Genomic DNA, 17335 nt, shown 5'->3' on the forward strand with positions numbered 1-17335 from the left:
ACCCACTGGCGATGACCGGTGGGTCGCCGACCTGGCGATCAGGTCATGTGCGGGTACTGGCAGGCTCGATAACCGGGAGTAGCATCGCGGTTATCGTTCTGGTAAGTTCGCCCGCTGCGAGCGCGGGGCCGGCGGTGCCGGAGAGGGACCATCCGCGAGAGGATTAGCGAAGTGAGAGGCGGTCATCCATGCCCACCAAAGCAAAGCAACAGAGCAGCCAACTGATTCGTGGCTTCGAGCCCTACCAGGAAACCAAGGGCGAGGAGTACATGAGTGATCGCATGCGCGCGCACTTCACCTCCATCCTCAACAAATGGAAAGTTGAGCTGATGGAAGAAGTGGACCGCACCGTGCACCACATGCAGGACGAAGCGGCCAACTTCCCCGACCCGGCCGACCGTGCCAGCCAGGAAGAAGAGTTCAGCCTGGAGCTGCGCGCCCGCGACCGCGAGCGCAAGCTCATCAAGAAGATCGACGAGACCCTGCAGCTGATCGAAGACAACGATTACGGCTGGTGCGATTCCTGCGGCGTCGAGATCGGCATCCGCCGTCTGGAAGCCCGCCCCACCGCCACCCTTTGCATCGACTGCAAGACCCTGGCGGAAATCAAGGAAAAGCAGCTGGGCTCCTGAGTCTGGTTGATCCCGAACGGGGCGCTGCGGCGCCCCGTTTCGTTGGTGCTGAATAAAGAGACGCCCAGCCATGCCCGCCTCCCGCTACGTCGGACGCTTCGCCCCCACGCCCAGCGGCTACCTACACTTCGGCTCGCTGGTGGCGGCAGTGGCTTCCTACCTGGACGCGCGCGCCGTGGGGGGAAAGTGGCTGGTGCGCATGGAAGACCTCGACCCACCGCGCGAAATGCCTGGCGCCCAGGCAGCCATCCTAGAGACGCTCGAGCGCTACGGCTTCGAATGGGACGGCCCAGTCGAGCGCCAGAGCGAGCGCGGCGAGGCCTACGCCGCCCAGGTCGAGCAATGGCTGCGCAGCGGCCTGGCCTATGCCTGCACCTGTTCGCGCAAACAACTCGAAGGCAGCAACGGCATCTATCCCGGCACCTGTCGCGATGCCCAGCATGACTGGCACGGCGACGTCGCCATCCGCATCCGCGTGCCGGAGCTGGACTACCGCTTCACCGATCGCCTGCAGGGCGAATTCCATCAGCACCTGGGCCGCGAAGTGGGCGACTTCGTCATCCGCCGCCGCGACGGGTTGTTCGCCTACCAACTGGCGGTAGTGCTGGACGATGCCTGGCAGGGTGTTACCGACATCGTTCGCGGCGCCGACCTGCTGGACAACACCCCGCGCCAGCTCTACCTGCAGGAACTGCTGGGCATCGCCGCCCCGCGCTACCTGCACGTGCCGCTGATCATCCAGCCCGACGGCCACAAGCTCGGCAAGTCCTACCGATCGCCGCCACTGGAAGCCGACCAGGCCGCCCCGCTGCTGGTGCGCGCCTTGAAGGCACTGGGACAGAAACCGCCCACCGAGCTGCTGCAGGCCACGCCGCACGAGGTGCTCGCCTGGGGCAGCGCGCACTGGGATGCCAATGCGATCCCCCACAGCCTGACGCTGGAAGATGCGCGGCTCTAGACTGGTAAAGACTGCTCTTCTGTAGGAGCGAGCTTGCTCGCGAACCCGAACCGCGTCATCGGGCCTGTTCGCGAGCAAGCTCGCTCCTACAAGGGCTCCCCGGTGCCGGCAACGGCCGCCGGCTTGCCGGCGACTGTGCGCACAGGTAGCCTGCCCGCCGAACCAAGAGAGAGACGACATGTACATCTACCGACTGGTGTTGCTTCTGGTCGTGGGCATCTACCTGTTCTCACCGGCCATCATGGACTGGTGGATCGATCCCCACGGCGCCTGGTACCGCCCGTATCTGCTGTGGCTGATCCTGATCGTCGTCACCTTCATCCTGCAGAGCCAGCGCGATGCTGACGAGCTTTAGCCTCACCCAGCTGATCCTGATCAGCGCCTCCTACCTGATGGTCCTCTTCGGTGTCGCCTGGATCACCGAGCGCGGTTTCATTCCGCGCCGGCTGGTGCGCCATCCGCTGATCTACACCCTGTCGCTGGGCGTATACGCCAGCGCCTGGGCCTTCTATGGCACGGTCGGGCTGGCCTACCAGTACGGCTACGGCTTCCTGGCGATCTACCTGGGCGTCTCCGGCGCCTTCCTGCTAGCGCCGGTGCTGCTCTATCCGATCCTGCGGATCACGCGGGCCTACCAGCTGTCGTCGCTGGCCGACCTGTTCGCCTTCCGCTTCCGCAGCACCTGGGCCGGCGCGCTGACCACGCTGTTCATGCTGATCGGCGTGCTGCCAATGCTGGCGCTGCAGATCCAGGCGGTGACCGACTCGATCAGCATCCTCACCCGTGAATCCGAGCCCAACCGCGCGGCGCTGGCGTTCTGTGCGCTGATCACGCTGTTCGCCATCCTCTTCGGCGCGCGTCACATCGCCACCCGCGAGCGTCATGAAGGGCTGGTGATGGCCATCGCCTTTGAGTCGCTGGTGAAGCTGGTGGCGCTCTGCTCCATCGGCCTGTTCGCCCTCTATGGCGTGTTCGGCGGGCCGGACGGCCTGGAAGTCTGGCTGCTGCAGAACCAGGAAGCCCTGAGCACCCTGCACACGCCGCTCGCCGAAGGGCCGTGGCGCACGCTGCTGCTGGTGTTCTTCGCCTCAGCCATCGTCATGCCGCACATGTTCCACATGACCTTCACCGAGAACCTCAACCCGCGCGCGCTGCTCAGCGCCAGCTGGGGCCTGCCGCTGTTCCTGCTGCCGATGAGCCTGGCGGTGCCGCCGATCCTCTGGGCCGGCCTGCACCTGGGCGCCTCGACCAACCCGGAATACTTCACCCTCGGCCTGGGCATCTCGGTGGACAGCCCGGCCCTGGCGCTGACCGCCTTCGTCGGCGGCATCTCCGCCGCCAGCGGCCTGATCATCGTGATGACCCTGGCGCTCTCGGGCATGGTGCTCAACCACCTGGTGCTGCCGCTCTACCAGCCGCCAGCCGAAGGCAACATCTACCGCTGGCTGAAGTGGACCCGCCGCGCACTGATCGCCGCGATCATCATGGCCGGCTATGCCTTCTACCTGCTGCTGGGCGCGGAGCAGGACCTGTCCAACCTGGGCATCGTTTCCTTCGTCGCCACCCTGCAGTTTCTCCCCGGCGCGCTAGCCGTGCTCTACTGGCCGACCGCCAACCGCCGCGGCTTCATCGCAGGACTCGTGGCGGGGATGCTGGTGTGGGGCGCGACCATGCTCACCCCGCTGGTAGCGAACATGCAGAGCATCTATCTGCCGCTGTTCAACTCGCTCTATGTACTCGACGACACTACCTGGCACCTCGCCGCGCTCGCTTCGCTGGCCGCCAACGTGCTGGTGTTCACCCTGGTCTCGCTGTTCACCGAAGCCAGCGATGAAGAGAAAGGCGCCGCCGAGGCCTGCGCCGTGGACAACGTACGCCGCCCGCAGCGCCGCGAACTGATCGCCGTTTCCCCGCAGGAGTTCGCCAGCCAGTTGGCCAAGCCACTGGGCGCGAAAACCGCCCAGCGCGAAGTGGAGCAGGCCCTGCGCGACTTGCACCTGCCCTTCGACGAACGCCGCCCCTACGCCCTGCGCCGCCTGCGAGACCGCATCGAAGCGAACCTCTCAGGCCTCATGGGCCCGAGCGTGGCACAGGACATGGTGGAAACCTTCCTGCCCTACAAGGCCAGCAGCGAAGCCTACGTCACCGAAGACATCCACTTCATCGAGAGCCGCCTGGAGGACTACCACTCCCGGCTAACTGGCCTCGCTGCCGAACTCGACACCCTGCGCCGCTACCACCGCCAGACCCTGCAGGACTTGCCAATGGGCGTGTGCTCGCTGGCCAAGGACCAGGAAATCCTCATGTGGAACCGCGCCATCGAGGACCTCACCGGGGTCAGCGCGCAGCGCGTGGTCGGCTCGCGCCTGGCCGCCCTGCCCGATCCATGGCGCGGCCTGCTGGAAGGCTTCATCGACGCGCCGGACGAACACCTGCACAAGCAGCGCCTGACCATCGAGGGCCAGACCCGCTGGCTGAACCTGCACAAGGCGGCCATCGAGGAACCCCTCGCGCCCGGTAACAGTGGCCTGGTACTGCTGGTCGAAGACCTCACCGAAACCCAGTCCCTGGAAGACAAGCTGATCCACTCCGAGCGCCTGGCCTCCATCGGCCGCCTCGCCGCCGGCGTGGCCCACGAGATCGGCAACCCCATCACCGGCATCGCCTGCCTGGCGCAGAACCTGCGGGAAGAACGCGAAGGCGATGGCGAGCTGACCGAGATCAGCGGGCAGATCCTCGAACAGACCAAGCGAGTGTCGCGCATCGTGCAGTCGCTGATGAGCTTCGCCCACGCCGGCGGCAAGCAGGTCGCGGCCGAGCCGGTATGCCTGGCGGACGTCGCCCAGGAAGCCATCGGCCTGCTGTCGCTGAACAAGCGCAGCATCGACGTGCAGTTCTTCAACCTGTGCGATCCGGAACACTGGGTGGAAGGCGACTCCCAGCGCCTGGCCCAGGTGCTGATCAACCTGCTGTCCAACGCCCGCGACGCCTCCCCGCCCAATGGCGCGATCCGCGTGCGCACAGAAGCTTCCGAGCAGACCATCGACCTGATCGTCGAGGACGAAGGCAGCGGCATACCCAAGTCGATCATCGACCGCCTGTTCGAGCCGTTCTTCACCACCAAGGACCCGGGCAAAGGAACCGGCCTGGGCCTCGCACTGGTCTATTCGATCGTGGAAGAGCATTATGGGCAAATCACCATAGACAGCCCGGCTGACCCCGAACGCGAATGCGGAACCCGCATCAGCGTCACCTTGCCGCGGCATCCTGGCCCGACGGCCGAGCAGTAAACGAGCACGTCGAGAGAGCTGAATACATGGCACACATCCTCATCGTCGAAGACGAAACCATCATCCGTTCCGCCCTGCGACGATTGCTCGAGCGCAACCAGTACCAGGTCAGCGAAGCTGGCTCGGTGCAGGAGGCGCAGGAGCGCTACAGCATTCCGTCGTTCGACATGATCGTCAGCGACCTGCGCCTGCCCGGCGCACCCGGCACCGAACTGATCAAGCTGGCCCAGGGCACTCCGGTGCTGATCATGACCAGCTACGCCAGCCTGCGCTCGGCAGTGGACTCGATGAAGATGGGCGCGGTGGATTACATCGCCAAGCCGTTCGACCACGACGAGATGCTCCAGGCTGTGGCGCGCATCCTCAAGGATCGCCAGGAGAGCCGTAACGCTCCCGCCGAAGCCCGCGGTAACGCCAAGGCCGCCGACCGTAGCAGCGGTAACACCGCCCCCGCGGACGGCGAGATCGGCATCATCGGTTCCTGCGCCCCCATGCAGGAGCTCTACACCAAGATCCGCAAGGTAGCGCCCACCGACTCGAATGTGCTGATCCAGGGTGAGTCCGGTACCGGCAAGGAACTGGTCGCCCGCGCTCTGCACAACCTATCCAAGCGCACCAAGGCGCCGCTGATCTCGGTGAACTGCGCGGCGATCCCGGAAACCCTGATCGAATCCGAACTGTTCGGCCATGAGAAAGGTGCGTTTACCGGTGCCAGCGCCGGCCGTGCGGGCCTGGTGGAAGCGGCCGACGGCGGCACCCTGTTCCTCGACGAGATCGGCGAACTACCGCTCGAGGCCCAGGCACGCCTACTGCGCGTGCTGCAGGAAGGCGAGATTCGTCGGGTCGGCTCGGTACAGTCGCAGAAGGTCGACGTGCGCCTGATCGCCGCCACCCACCGTGACCTGAAGATGCTGGCCAAGACCGGCCAGTTCCGCGAAGACCTCTATTACCGCCTGCACGTCATCTCGCTGAAGCTCCCGCCTCTGCGCGAGCGCGGCCCCGACGTGATGGAAATCGCCCGCTCCTTCCTGGCGCGCCAGTGCTCCCAGATGGGGCGCCCGGCGCTGACCTTCTCCCACGAAGCCGAACAGGCCATCCGTCACTACCCGTGGCCGGGTAACGTGCGCGAGCTGGAGAACGCCATCGAGCGCGCGGTGATCCTCAGCGAAGGCCAGGAAATCCCGGCGGACCTGCTGGGCATTGACATCGAGCTGGATGATCTGGACGACGACTTCGGCGATGACGGCGACCTGCGCCCCACCAACGGCAGCGCCAGCAACCACGAGCCCACCGAGGACCTTTCGCTGGAGGACTACTTCCAGCACTTCGTCCTCGAGCACCAGGACCACATGACCGAGACCGAGCTGGCGCGCAAGCTGGGTATCAGCCGCAAATGCCTGTGGGAACGCCGCCAGCGCCTGGGCATCCCGCGCCGCAAATCCGGCGCATCGGCTGACTCGTAAGAGGTCTCACACTGTTACCGGAGACAAGCTCCGTAACAAAAGCCGGGTTCATCGGTAACGGGAACCCGGCTTTTTTGTGCCTACCGCCTGGGGGAGAATCCTCGCAAACCCTTGAAAAATAAGGATTCGCAAAAGTTGGCACGGCATCTGCTTTGTTATTGGCACAACAACAATAACAAGCACGACCACTCACAATAAGAACAAGACGAAACGACTCCAGCACAACAAAAACAAGATCGCGGAGGCGCAGCTAACTGATTCTTTTGGAGAAGGGTAGCCGTCGGGACCAGTCCCGCAACCAGTCAAGAAGAATAAAACTGTCTTGAGACAGCACGCAAAACTGGTTGGATCGAAAGATCATTGCTCACTCAGCGACCAAAGCAATCCGTTTGCTATTGAACACCTTCCAAGTGTGGAAGGTTCCCCGAAGCAGGTAGCTTTGAGGGTCGGGTCTACAAACAAAAACAACAAGCCCGGTAATCATAATAAAAACAAAGCACGCACCTATTTGGGGGGGAGCCTCGGCTCCCCCAGTAGCTTTCGCTACACCCCCCGCTCTCTCCCCGCAAGTCCCTTTCCTCAGTTTTCTTCATCATCCCATCCCACGATGCTAGAATCGCCGCGGCGCAGACGGCATTCGATTTGCTGCCATTTGTTTCAAGGCAGCGGCAGACACCCGCTATCCTCCAGGAAACGCCGTAATCAGACGGCTTGCCGAGACCTGCGTATGCCATCCACACACCTATTCCCGATAGTGCACACATGCTGAAAAAGCTGATCCAGTCCATCCGATCCCCACTGCGCCGTCCGCGCGCTGTCCGCACCACTCCGGAAGTCGTTGGCAATCATCAGCACTCGCTGCGGCGGGAACAGTTCAGCAGGAACGCGGTGAACGTCGTGGAGCGCCTGACCAAGGCCGGCTACCAGGCGTATATCGTCGGCGGTGGCGTACGTGACCCGCTGCTGGGTATTCCGCCCAAGGACTTCGACGTGGCCACCAGCGCCACGCCCGAGCAGGTGCGTGCCGAATTCCGCAATGCGCGGGTGATCGGGCGCCGCTTCAAACTGGTCCACGTCCATTTCGGCCGCGAGATCATCGAGGTTGCCACCTTCCGCGCCAACCATCCGGTCAGCGAAGATGACGAGGGCGCCAATAACGCCCACGCCTCCCGCAACGAGGCCGGCCGTATTCTGCGTGACAACGTCTACGGCACTCTGGAAGACGACGCTCAGCGCCGCGACTTCACCATCAACGCCCTGTACTTCGACGTCACCGGCGAGCGCATCCTCGACTACGCCCACGGCGTGCGCGACATCCGCAACCGCCTGATCCGTCTGATCGGCGATCCGGAGCAGCGTTACCTCGAGGACCCGGTGCGTATGCTGCGGGCCGTGCGCTTCGCCGCCAAGCTGGACTTCGAGATCGAGAAGCACAGTGCCGCGCCGATCCGCCGCCTGGCGCCGCTGCTCAATGAGATCCCGTCGGCGCGCCTGTTTGACGAAATCCTCAAGCTGTTCCTCAGCGGCAAGGCCGAACGCACCTTTGAGTTGCTCAACGAGTACGAGCTGTTCGCCCCGCTGTTCCCGGCGAGCGCCAAGGCGCTGAAGGACGACCCCGAGTACGCCGGCAAACTGATGCGCCAGGCCCTGGCCAACACCGACGAGCGCATCCGCCTGGGCAAGCCGGTCACCCCGGCCTTCCTGTTCGCCGCGCTACTCTGGCCGGCCCTGCCCGCCCGCGTGCTGAAGCTGCAGGACCGAGGCATGCCGCCGATCCCGGCGATGCAGGAAGCCGCCCATGAGCTGATCCTCGAGCAGTGCCGCCGCACTGCAGTGCCCAAGCGCTTCACTATCCCGATCCGCGAGATCTGGGACATGCAGGAGCGCCTGCCGCGCCGCCAGGGCAAGAAGGCCGACCTGCTGCTGGAAAACCCGCGTTTCCGCGCCGGCTACGATTTCCTGCTGCTGCGCGAGAGCGCTGGCGAGGAAACCGGTGGCCTCGGCGACTGGTGGACCGACTACCAGGAAGCCAGCGACGGTGAACGCCGCGGCATGATCCGCAATCTGGCCAGCCAGCAGGAAGAAGGCGGCAGCCCCGCACCGCGCAAGCGCCGCCGTGGCGGCAGCAATCGTCGTCGTCGCGGCCCGCGCACCGAAGGCGCCAGCAGCGAATGAGCGAACGCGTATACATCGGGCTCGGCAGCAACCTCGCCGAGCCGCGCCAGCAGTTGGAAGCCGCTCTGAAGGCGCTGGCGCAGGTCCCCGCTACCAAGGTGGCGGTAGTCTCCCCGCTCTACGCCAGCGACCCGCTGGGCCCGCCAGACCAGCCACGCTACGTCAATGCTGTGGCCGCTCTGGATACCGACCTGGAGCCCCTCGCGCTGCTCGACGCCCTGCAGACCGTCGAGCTGGAGCAGGGCCGCGTGCGCAAGGACGAGCGCTGGGGGCCGCGTACCCTCGACCTCGATATCCTGCTGTTCGGCGAGCGCCTGATCGACGAGCCGCGCCTGACCGTACCGCACTACCACATGCACGCCCGCGCCTTCGTGCTCTACCCGCTGGCGGACCTAGCTCCGCAGCTGCGTTTCCCCGACGGGCGCACCCTCCCCGAGCTGCTCGCCGCCTGTCCGTTCAGCGGCCTTGAGCGCCTGTCCTGAGGCATGCTGCGCCCCAGGCGTTGGGCGCACTGGCAGTAACGCCGTAACAGTCCGGTAACACCTGCAATTGACTTAGCCTTTTTCGATCCGGACTATAGGGCCCCGTTTGCCCCTGCCCGGCGCAGAACCGAGGACACTTTCATGCCTGATGTCACCCTGACCACCCTGCAAGGTCTCAAGCAACGCGGCGAAAAGATCGCGATGCTGACCTCCTACGATGCCACTTTCGCCCACACCGCCAGCCTGGCCGGTGCCGAAATGCTGCTGATCGGTGACTCCCTGGGTATGGTGCTGCAAGGTCACGACAGCACGCTGCCGGTGACCGTCGAGGACATGGCCTACCACACCGCCGCCGTGAAACGCGGTAACAAGGGCGCGCTGATCGTCACCGATCTGCCGTTCGAATCCGGCACCTCGCTGGACCAGCTGCTGCGCGACTCGGTGAAAGTGATGCAGGCCGGCGCCCACATGGTCAAGCTCGAAGGCGGCGCCTGGCTCGCCGAGCCGATCAACCGCCTGGCCCAGATAGGAATCCCGGTGTGTGCGCACCTGGGCCTCACCCCGCAGGCCGTCAACCTGTTCGGCGGTTTCAAAGTCCAGGGCCGCCAGGAAAACCAGGCACGCCAGCTGCGCGCAGACGCCATCGCCCTGGAGCAGGCCGGCGCCGCCGCGCTGCTGCTGGAGTGCGTGCCGTCCGCCCTGGCGCAGGAGATCACCGAAGCCGTGAAGATCCCGGTCATCGGCATCGGTGCTGGCGCCGGGACCGACGGCCAGGTACTGGTGATGCACGACATGCTCGGCCTGTCTCTGTCCGGCCGTTCGCCGAAGTTCGTGAAGAACTTCCTCGAAGGCCAGCCCGACATCCAGTCCGCCTTCGCCGCCTATGTAAAGGCAGTCAAGGACGGCACCTTCCCTGGCCCGGAGCACGGTTTCGCCTGATGAATACAGTCAAGACAGTCCGCGAGCTGCGCGCCGCCGTGGCGCGTGCCCGTAGCGAAGGCAAGCGCATCGCGCTGGTGCCGACCATGGGCAACCTGCACGCAGGCCACGCCGCGCTGGTGACCAAGGCCAGCCAGCGCGCCGACTTCGTGGTGGCGAGCATCTTCGTCAACCCGCTGCAGTTCGGCCCCAGCGAAGACCTGGACAAGTACCCGCGCACCCTGGTCGCGGACCAGGAGAAACTGCTCAACGCCGGCTGCCACCTGCTGTTCGCCCCCTCTGTCGAGGAGATGTATCCCGACGGCATGGAAGGCCAGACCAAACTGCATGTCACCGGAGTCTCCGAGGGCCTGTGCGGCGGCAGCCGTCCGGGTCACTTCGATGGTGTCGCCACGGTGGTCTGCAAGCTGTTCAACATGGTCCAGCCCGACATGGCGCTATTTGGCGAGAAGGATTTCCAGCAGTTGGCGGTGATCCGCAAGATGGTGCGCGACCTGAACCTGCCGATCCAGATCTTTGGCGAGCCCACCGTGCGCGCCGAGGACGGCCTCGCCCTGTCATCGCGCAACGGCTACCTCACTGAGGAACAGCGCGCCATCGCGCCTGTCCTGCAGCGCACCCTGAAGCACCTTGCCGAGCGTATCCGCCAGGGCGAGCGCGACTTCCCCGCGCTACTGTCCGAGGGCAGCCAGCAGATCGAAGCGGCCGGCCTGCGTATCGACTACCTTGAGGCCCGCGAGTCCACCAGCCTGCGCCCGGCCACCGCGCAAGACCATCAGTTGGTGATTCTGGTTGCCGCCTTCCTAGGCACCACCCGGCTGATCGACAACCTCGCCTTCCACATCGACTGATTCCCCGCCCGACGCCCGAATATTCGCCTCGAAGCCGCGCCAGTCGCTGCCTTGAGCGACTTCGGGTGCTCGGGCATACTCGCCCCGCTCTCCTCGACCAGAAGAAAAACAGGAGCCCCGCCATGCAGAGCATCATGCTCAAAGCCAAACTGCACCGCGCCGAAGTCACCCACGCTGTGCTCGACTATGAAGGCTCCTGCGCCATCGACGGCGAATGGCTGGATCTCGCCGGCATCCGCGAGTACGAGCAGATCCAGATCTATAACGTCGACAATGGCGAACGCTTCACCACCTATGCCATCCGTGGCGAGGAAGGTTCGCGGATGATTTCCGTCAACGGCGCCGCCGCCCATAAGGCCAAGGTGGGTGACCGGGTGATCATCTGCGCGTACGCTCAGTTCAGCGACGCCGAGCTGGAAGGCTACAAGCCGCGCATGCTGTACATGGCGCCCGGCAACGAACTCAGCCATACCAGCAACGCCATCCCGGTTCAGCTCGCCTGAGCCGCGGGGAAGGCTCGGAACCAACGGGCCTTCCCCAGTTCCAAAGCCTCGTTCAAACACGCACGTCTTACCCGAAGGTACGTCATGGAACACCACCTCACCCCGCTGGATGCCACCAAACTGGCAAGCTGGCAGGCTTTGGCCGCCCACCGCCAGGATCTGCAGAACTTCACCATGCGCGAGGCATTCGCCGAGGATCCGGAGCGCTTCAAGCGTTTCTCCCTTAGCGCCTGTGGCCTGTTCCTCGACTTTTCGAAGAACCTGATCCGCCAGGACACCCTCGACCTGCTGGTGAAGCTCGCCGAGGAAGCCAAGCTGGGCGAGGCCATCGGGTCGATGTTCCGTGGCGAGGTGATCAACGCCTCCGAACGCCGCCCGGTGCTGCACACCGCGCTGCGCCGCCCCATCGGCGACAAGGTGATGGTCGATGGCGCTGACGTGATGCCCGAGGTGCACCGTGTTCTGCACCAGATGACCGAACTGGTCGCTGCCGTGCACAACGGCCTGTGGCGCGGCTACACGGAGAAGCCGATCACCGACGTGGTGAACATCGGCATCGGTGGTTCCTTCCTCGGCCCGCAACTGGTCTCCGAGGCGCTGCTACCCTTCGCCCAGAAAGGCGTGCGTTGCCACTACCTGGCGAACATCGACGGCAGCGAATTCCGCGAGATGACCGCCAAGCTCAACGCCGAGACCACGCTGTTCATCGTCTCGTCGAAGTCCTTCGGCACCCTGGAAACCCTGAAGAATGCCCAGGCCGCCCGTGCCTGGTACCTGGCCCAGGGTGGCAGCGAGGCGGAGCTGTATCGCCACTTCATCGCCGTTTCCAGCAACAAGGAAGCCGCCTCGGCCTTCGGCATCCGCCCGGAGAACGTCTTCCCGATGTGGGACTGGGTTGGTGGTCGTTACTCGCTGTGGTCGGCCATCGGCCTGCCGATCGCCATGTCGGTGGGTATCAACAACTTCAAGGAGCTGCTGTCCGGCGCCTACAGCATGGACCAGCACTTCCTGACCTCGCCGTTCGAGAAGAACATCCCGGTGCTGCTGGGCCTGCTGGGCGTCTGGTACGGCGACTTCTGGGGCGCGCGCAGCCACGCGATCCTTCCCTACGACTACTACCTGCGGAACATCACCGACCACCTGCAGCAGTTGGACATGGAGTCAAACGGCAAGAGCGTGCGCCAGGACGGCACACCGGTATCCGCCGGCACCGGCCCGGTGATCTGGGGCGGCGTGGGGTGTAACGGCCAGCACGCGTATCACCAGTTGCTGCACCAGGGCACCCACCTGATCCCGGCAGATTTCATCGTCCCGGTGTCCAGCTACAACCCAGTCGCCGATCACCACCAGTGGCTGTACGCCAACTGCCTGTCGCAGAGCCAGGCGCTGATGGTCGGCAAGAGCCGCGCCGAGGCCGAGGCCGAGCTGCGCGCCAAGGGGGTCGACGAGGCCGAAGTGCAACGCCTGGCGCCGCACAAGGTGATCCCGGGCAACCGCCCGAGCAACACCCTGGTGCTGGAGCGCATCAGCGCCCGCCGCCTAGGCGCGCTGATCGCCATGTACGAGCACAAGGTGTACGTACAGAGCATCCTCTGGGGCATCAATGCCTTCGACCAGTGGGGCGTGGAGCTGGGCAAGGAGCTGGGCAAGGCCGTCTACGGCCGCCTGGTCGGCAGCGAGGAAAGCGCCGCCGAGGATGGTTCCACCCAAGGCCTGATCGACTTCTTCCGCGGCCGTCACCGCGGCTGATGGCGAAACGGACGGGTGCGTACCCTGCGCATCCGTCCGCCTCCTGCTAGCGGCAGAATCGCTGCCGAAACTCCCCGGGTGTCACGCCCAGCGCCTGCACGAAGGCGCGCCGCAAGTTGTACTCGTTGCCAAAACCTGCGTGCTGCGCCACGCGCTTGAGCGACGACTCGCCCGCCTCTAACAACTGGCTGGCCTTTTCCAGACGCAACTCCAGCAACAGCTTCGCGGGAGTCATACCCATCTCCGCTTGGCAATGCCGATGCAGGGTGCGCACTGATACGGCCATCTGCGCGGCCATCCCCTCGACATCGAGGGCTTCCGCCAGCCGTTCACGCAGCCACTTCACCAAGCGCTCCATCTGTCCGCCCGGCGGCGCCTGCTGCGCCAGTAGCTCGGCGCTGAACTGACGCTGCCCGCCAGGTCGACGCAGGTACATCACCAACCCACGGGCAACCCGCAGCGACAGGTCACGGCCATGGTCCTCCTCCACCAGGCTCAGGCACAGGTCTATCCCGGCCGTCACACCGGCGGAGCTGTAGAACTTCTCGTCACGGACGAACAGCGAGTCGTGCATGACCCGCAAGCGAGGAAACAGCCGCTGTAGCAGTTCGGCGTATCGCCAGTGGGTAACTGCCGGGCGCTCCTCCAGCAGCCCTGCCTGCGCCAGCAGAAAGGCCCCGGTGCACACTGAACCGCAGCGCGCGGCGTGGGTTGCGGCCTGTGCCAGCCATCGCGCTACTTCACCGTTCTGAAGGGCCGCCTGCACCCCATGGCCGCCCGCCACCAGCACAGTGCAGCCGGCCGCCTGCTGCGGCTCCGGCAAAGCCCTGGTCGCCACTTCCAGTCCAGTGCTGGAGCGAACCAACCCACCATCGGGCGATATCGCCTCGAGCAGGTAGGCGGGGCGCGCAGCGGCGGGCAGGTGCTCATCCACTGCGGCGAACACATCGGCCGGCCCGGTGGCATCGAGCAATTGGAAGTCCGGGAAGATCAGCAGCAGAACGCGGTGAGGGGCATTCATCGGGGAGAATTCCTGGCGGCGATTGACAGATTTTCATCTATCAGCGTCAGAACTGACAGTCTTATCGCCGGCAGGATGGAAATCCCACCCGGAGACATTCATGGACACTTTCCTGCTATTCCTCATCCTGCTGCTCTGCACCCACGCCGCGCAGGCTGACGACGAGGCGCTTGCGCCCTATCAAGCGCGCTTCGGCCGTGAGCGCCCAGTCATCGCCGTCATCGCACAGAACCACATGACCGAACTCGCGGACTATGTCGTCCCTCTCGGCGTACTGCACCGCTCGGGCGCAGCGCAAGTGCTCGCCCTCGCGACGGAGCCCGGTCCGGTGCAACTGATGCCTGCCCTGCGACTTCAGCCGCAGGCCACGCTGGAGGCATTTGCGCAACGTTATCCACAGGGTGCCGACTACCTGATAGTGCCCGCCGTGCATGACAGCAAAGACCCCGCCTTGCTGGCTTTCGTCCAGGCTCAGGCGGCGCAGGGCGCGACCATCGTCGGCATCTGCGATGGCGTCCTGGTGCTGGGCAACGCGGGGCTGTTGCATGGCCGACGCGCCACCGGCCATTGGTACTCGCGCAAGCAACGCCTCGAGGACTACCCCGATGCGGACTGGGAGGAAAATCGCCGCTATGTAGTGGACGACAAAGTGATCACCACCTCCGGTGTTACCGCTGCGCTACCGCTGTCTCTTGCACTGGTGGAGGCCATCGCCGGCAAACCCAGGGCCGCCAGGCTCGCTCGGGAGTTCGGCGTGCAGGACTGGTCGCCACGGCACGACAGCCAGCGCTTCAGCCTCGGCGCCAGCGGCTACCTGACCGCCGCCGGCAACTACCTCGCCCTCTGGAACCACGAGGTTTTCAGCGTCCCACTGGAGCAGGGCTTCGATGAAGTCAGCCTGGCGCTGGCCGTGGACGCCTGGGCGCGGACCTTCCGAACAGAAGTACGGGGCAGCGCCGCACAACCCGCCAGCAGTGCCGGTGGACTACTGTTCCTGCCGGACTCGCCTGCCGACCACCCAGCATTGCCAGGACTCGGCGCCACGGCGATCCCGACGCTCGACAGCACGCTCGATGCGATAGCCCGGCGCTACGGCGAATCGACCCGGCGGCTGGTCGCCGCCCAGCTGGAATACGCCTCCTCTGAACGATCCGGCGCGGTGGCGCGTCGAAACAACATGGACAACCCTTGAACCCGCCTGTCCTTGGATGCACCCTTGGGGCATCTCGGCTCAACAACAACAAGGATTCCCCATGTACGAGATCAGCCTTCACCCCGTACCGGAGGCCGTACGCAAGCGTGCCTACCTCGACAATGACGCGTACCAGCGCCTCTACAAGCAATCGATAGACGACCCGGAAGCCTTCTGGGGCGAGCAGGCCAAGGCGTTCCTCGACTGGTTCAAGCCCTGGCACTCGGTACACCATGGCGATCTGTCGAAGGGCCAGGCCACCTGGTTCAAGGGCGGCCAGCTCAACGTCACCTATAACTGCATCGATCGCCACCTGGAGCAGCGCGCCGAGCAGGTCGCGATCATCTGGGAAGGCGACAACCCCAGCGAATCCGCCAACATCACCTACCGCAAGCTGCACAGCCATGTCTGCCGCCTGGCCAACGTGCTCAAGAGCCGCGGCGTAGGGAAAGGCGACCGGGTCTGCATCTACATGCCGATGATCCCCGAGGCGGCCTACGCCATGCTCGCCTGCGCGCGGATCGGCGCGATCCACTCGGTGGTGTTCGGCGGCTTCTCCCCGGATGCCCTGCGTGACCGCATCAACGATGCCGACTGCCGGACCGTGATCACCGCCGACGAAGGCGTGCGCGGCGGCAAGTACGTCCCGCTGAAGAAGAACGTGGAAAAGGCCCTGGCCGACTGCCCGAACGTTTCCACCGTGGTGGTGGTCGAGCGCACCCAGGGCGAGATCCCGTGGGTCGAAGGCCGTGACATCTGGTACCACGAGGCGCTGCGCGAAGTCAGCGAGGACTGCGCACCCGAGCCAATGGACTCCGAGGACCCGCTGTTCATCCTCTACACCTCCGGCTCCACCGGAAAACCCAAGGGCGTACTGCACACCACCGGCGGCTACTTGCTCGGCGCGGCAATGACCCACAAGTACGTGTTCGACTACCACGACGGCGACATCTACTGGTGCACGGCGGATGTGGGCTGGGTCACCGGCCACAGCTACATCGTCTACGGCCCGCTGGCCAACGGCGCCACCACCCTGATGTTCGAGGGTGTGCCGAACTATCCTGACGCCTCGCGCTTCTGGCAGGTGATCGACAAACACCAGGTGAACATCTTCTACACCGCGCCGACCGCAATCCGCGCCCTGATGCGCGAGGGCGAAGCCCCGGTGCAGAAGACCGACCGCAGCAGTCTGCGCCTGCTTGGCTCGGTGGGCGAGCCAATCAACCCGGAAGCCTGGGAATGGTACTTCAACGTCGTGGGCGAGAAGCGCTGCCCTATCGTCGATACCTGGTGGCAGACCGAGACCGGCAGCATCCTGATCACCCCACTGCCCGGCGCCACCGACCTCAAGCCGGGCTCTGCCACCCGTCCCTTCTTCGGTGTGCAACCGGTACTGCTGGATGAACAGGGCAAGGAAATCGACGGCCCCGCCTCCGGCGTCCTGGCGATCAAAGCGAGTTGGCCGAGCCAGATCCGCAGTGTCTACGGCGACCACCAGCGGATGATCGATACCTACTTCAAGCCCTACCCCGGCTACTACTTCACTGGCGACGGCGCGCGCCGCGACGAGGATGGCTACTACTGGATCACCGGCCGCGTGGACGATGTGATCAACGTTTCCGGCCACCGCATCGGCACCGCCGAGGTGGAGAGTGCACTGGTACTGCACGACTCGGTCGCCGAGGCCGCCGTCGTCGGTTATCCGCACGACCTCAAGGGCCAGGGCATCTACGCCTTCGTCACCGCCATGAACGGCATCGAGCCAAGCGACGCGCTCAAGCAGGAGCTGCTGGCCCTGGTGAGCAAGGAGATCGGCAGCTTCGCCAAGCCGGAAATGCTGCAATGGGCACCGGGCCTGCCCAAGACTCGTTCGGGCAAGATCATGCGGCGCATCCTGCGCAAGATCGCCTGCAACGAACTGGAAAACCTGGGCGACACCTCGACCCTGGCCGACCCCGGCGTGGTCCAGGGGCTGATCGACAATCGCCTGAACCGTTGATGTGCGCTACAGGCCGCGGGCGCAAAGATGCTAGGTTTAGACAACAGACCTGTCGTCCTTGCCCCGAGGCCTGTCCGCCGC

At 65.0% G+C, this 17335-nt stretch carries 14 protein-coding genes; 13 read left to right on the top strand and 1 reads right to left on the bottom strand.

Annotated features, from left to right (window positions below):
• Positions 1-188 precede the first annotated feature (188 nt).
• The 11 genes from dksA to pgi all read left to right on the top strand — a co-directional run bounded on the left by dksA (position 189) and on the right by pgi (position 13042).
• A complete protein-coding gene (gene dksA / locus ACIPK7_RS26830; protein WP_015478905.1) occupies positions 189-632 on the top strand; it encodes an RNA polymerase-binding protein DksA in 444 nt (147 codons plus the stop codon).
• A 70-nt stretch (positions 633-702) separates the two neighbouring features.
• Positions 703-1590, top strand: coding sequence for a tRNA glutamyl-Q(34) synthetase GluQRS (gene gluQRS / locus ACIPK7_RS26835; protein ID WP_401091275.1), 888 nt, complete (start codon positions 703-705; stop codon positions 1588-1590).
• Positions 1591-1768: 178 nt separating this feature from the next.
• On the top strand, positions 1769-1945 hold the full coding sequence (locus ACIPK7_RS26840; protein WP_015478907.1) for a hypothetical protein: 177 nt from the start codon (positions 1769-1771) through the stop codon (positions 1943-1945).
• Positions 1929-4880 (top strand): sensor histidine kinase, encoded by a 2952-nt coding sequence (locus ACIPK7_RS26845; RefSeq protein WP_192435613.1) that lies wholly within the window; start codon positions 1929-1931, stop codon positions 4878-4880. The genes ACIPK7_RS26840 and ACIPK7_RS26845 overlap by 17 nt, the downstream gene beginning before the upstream one ends.
• Before the next feature lie 26 nt (positions 4881-4906).
• Positions 4907-6343, top strand: a complete 1437-nt coding sequence (locus tag ACIPK7_RS26850) for a sigma-54 dependent transcriptional regulator (RefSeq protein ID WP_192435612.1) — start codon at positions 4907-4909, stop codon at positions 6341-6343.
• Positions 6344-7105: 762 nt separating this feature from the next.
• Positions 7106-8518, top strand: coding sequence for a polynucleotide adenylyltransferase PcnB (locus ACIPK7_RS26855; RefSeq protein WP_401091278.1), 1413 nt, complete (start codon positions 7106-7108; stop codon positions 8516-8518).
• Positions 8515-9000, top strand: coding sequence for a 2-amino-4-hydroxy-6-hydroxymethyldihydropteridine diphosphokinase (gene folK / locus ACIPK7_RS26860; protein ID WP_401091280.1), 486 nt, complete (start codon positions 8515-8517; stop codon positions 8998-9000). The genes ACIPK7_RS26855 and folK overlap by 4 nt, the downstream gene beginning before the upstream one ends.
• A gap of 141 nt (positions 9001-9141) precedes the next feature.
• Positions 9142-9939 carry a 3-methyl-2-oxobutanoate hydroxymethyltransferase gene (panB, locus tag ACIPK7_RS26865; RefSeq protein ID WP_192435609.1) on the top strand — a complete coding sequence of 266 codons (798 nt, stop codon included), beginning with the start codon at positions 9142-9144 and terminating at the stop codon, positions 9937-9939.
• Positions 9939-10790 carry a pantoate--beta-alanine ligase gene (panC, locus tag ACIPK7_RS26870; protein WP_401091282.1) on the top strand — a complete coding sequence of 284 codons (852 nt, stop codon included), beginning with the start codon at positions 9939-9941 and terminating at the stop codon, positions 10788-10790. Before panB ends, panC begins: the two co-directional genes overlap by 1 nt.
• A 122-nt stretch (positions 10791-10912) precedes the next feature.
• Positions 10913-11293: an aspartate 1-decarboxylase gene (gene panD / locus ACIPK7_RS26875; RefSeq protein ID WP_045216800.1), complete on the top strand. Its 381-nt coding sequence runs from the start codon at positions 10913-10915 to the stop codon at positions 11291-11293.
• Between the two features lie 84 nt (positions 11294-11377).
• Complete coding sequence (gene pgi / locus ACIPK7_RS26880; RefSeq protein ID WP_401091284.1) at positions 11378-13042, top strand: glucose-6-phosphate isomerase; 1665 nt, start codon at positions 11378-11380, stop codon at positions 13040-13042.
• Positions 13043-13088: 46 nt separating this feature from the next.
• Here pgi and ACIPK7_RS26885 read toward each other — a convergent pair whose 3' ends face one another.
• A complete protein-coding gene (locus ACIPK7_RS26885) occupies positions 13089-14063 on the bottom strand; it encodes a GlxA family transcriptional regulator (RefSeq protein WP_401091286.1) in 975 nt (324 codons plus the stop codon).
• A 100-nt stretch (positions 14064-14163) separates the two neighbouring features.
• Here ACIPK7_RS26885 and ACIPK7_RS26890 point away from each other — a divergent pair, with 100 nt between their 5' ends.
• Both ACIPK7_RS26890 and acs read left to right on the top strand, forming a co-directional pair.
• The gene (locus ACIPK7_RS26890; RefSeq protein WP_401091288.1) at positions 14164-15255 is read left to right on the top strand and encodes a DJ-1/PfpI family protein; all 1092 of its coding nucleotides are present in this window, start codon (positions 14164-14166) and stop codon (positions 15253-15255) included.
• Between the two features lie 61 nt (positions 15256-15316).
• The gene (acs, locus tag ACIPK7_RS26895; RefSeq protein WP_401091290.1) at positions 15317-17254 is read left to right on the top strand and encodes an acetate--CoA ligase; all 1938 of its coding nucleotides are present in this window, start codon (positions 15317-15319) and stop codon (positions 17252-17254) included.
• Positions 17255-17335 lie beyond the last annotated feature (81 nt).

It is taken from the genome of Pseudomonas sp. NPDC086581, assembly GCF_044746165.1.
Taxonomy (GTDB): domain Bacteria; phylum Pseudomonadota; class Gammaproteobacteria; order Pseudomonadales; family Pseudomonadaceae; genus Pseudomonas.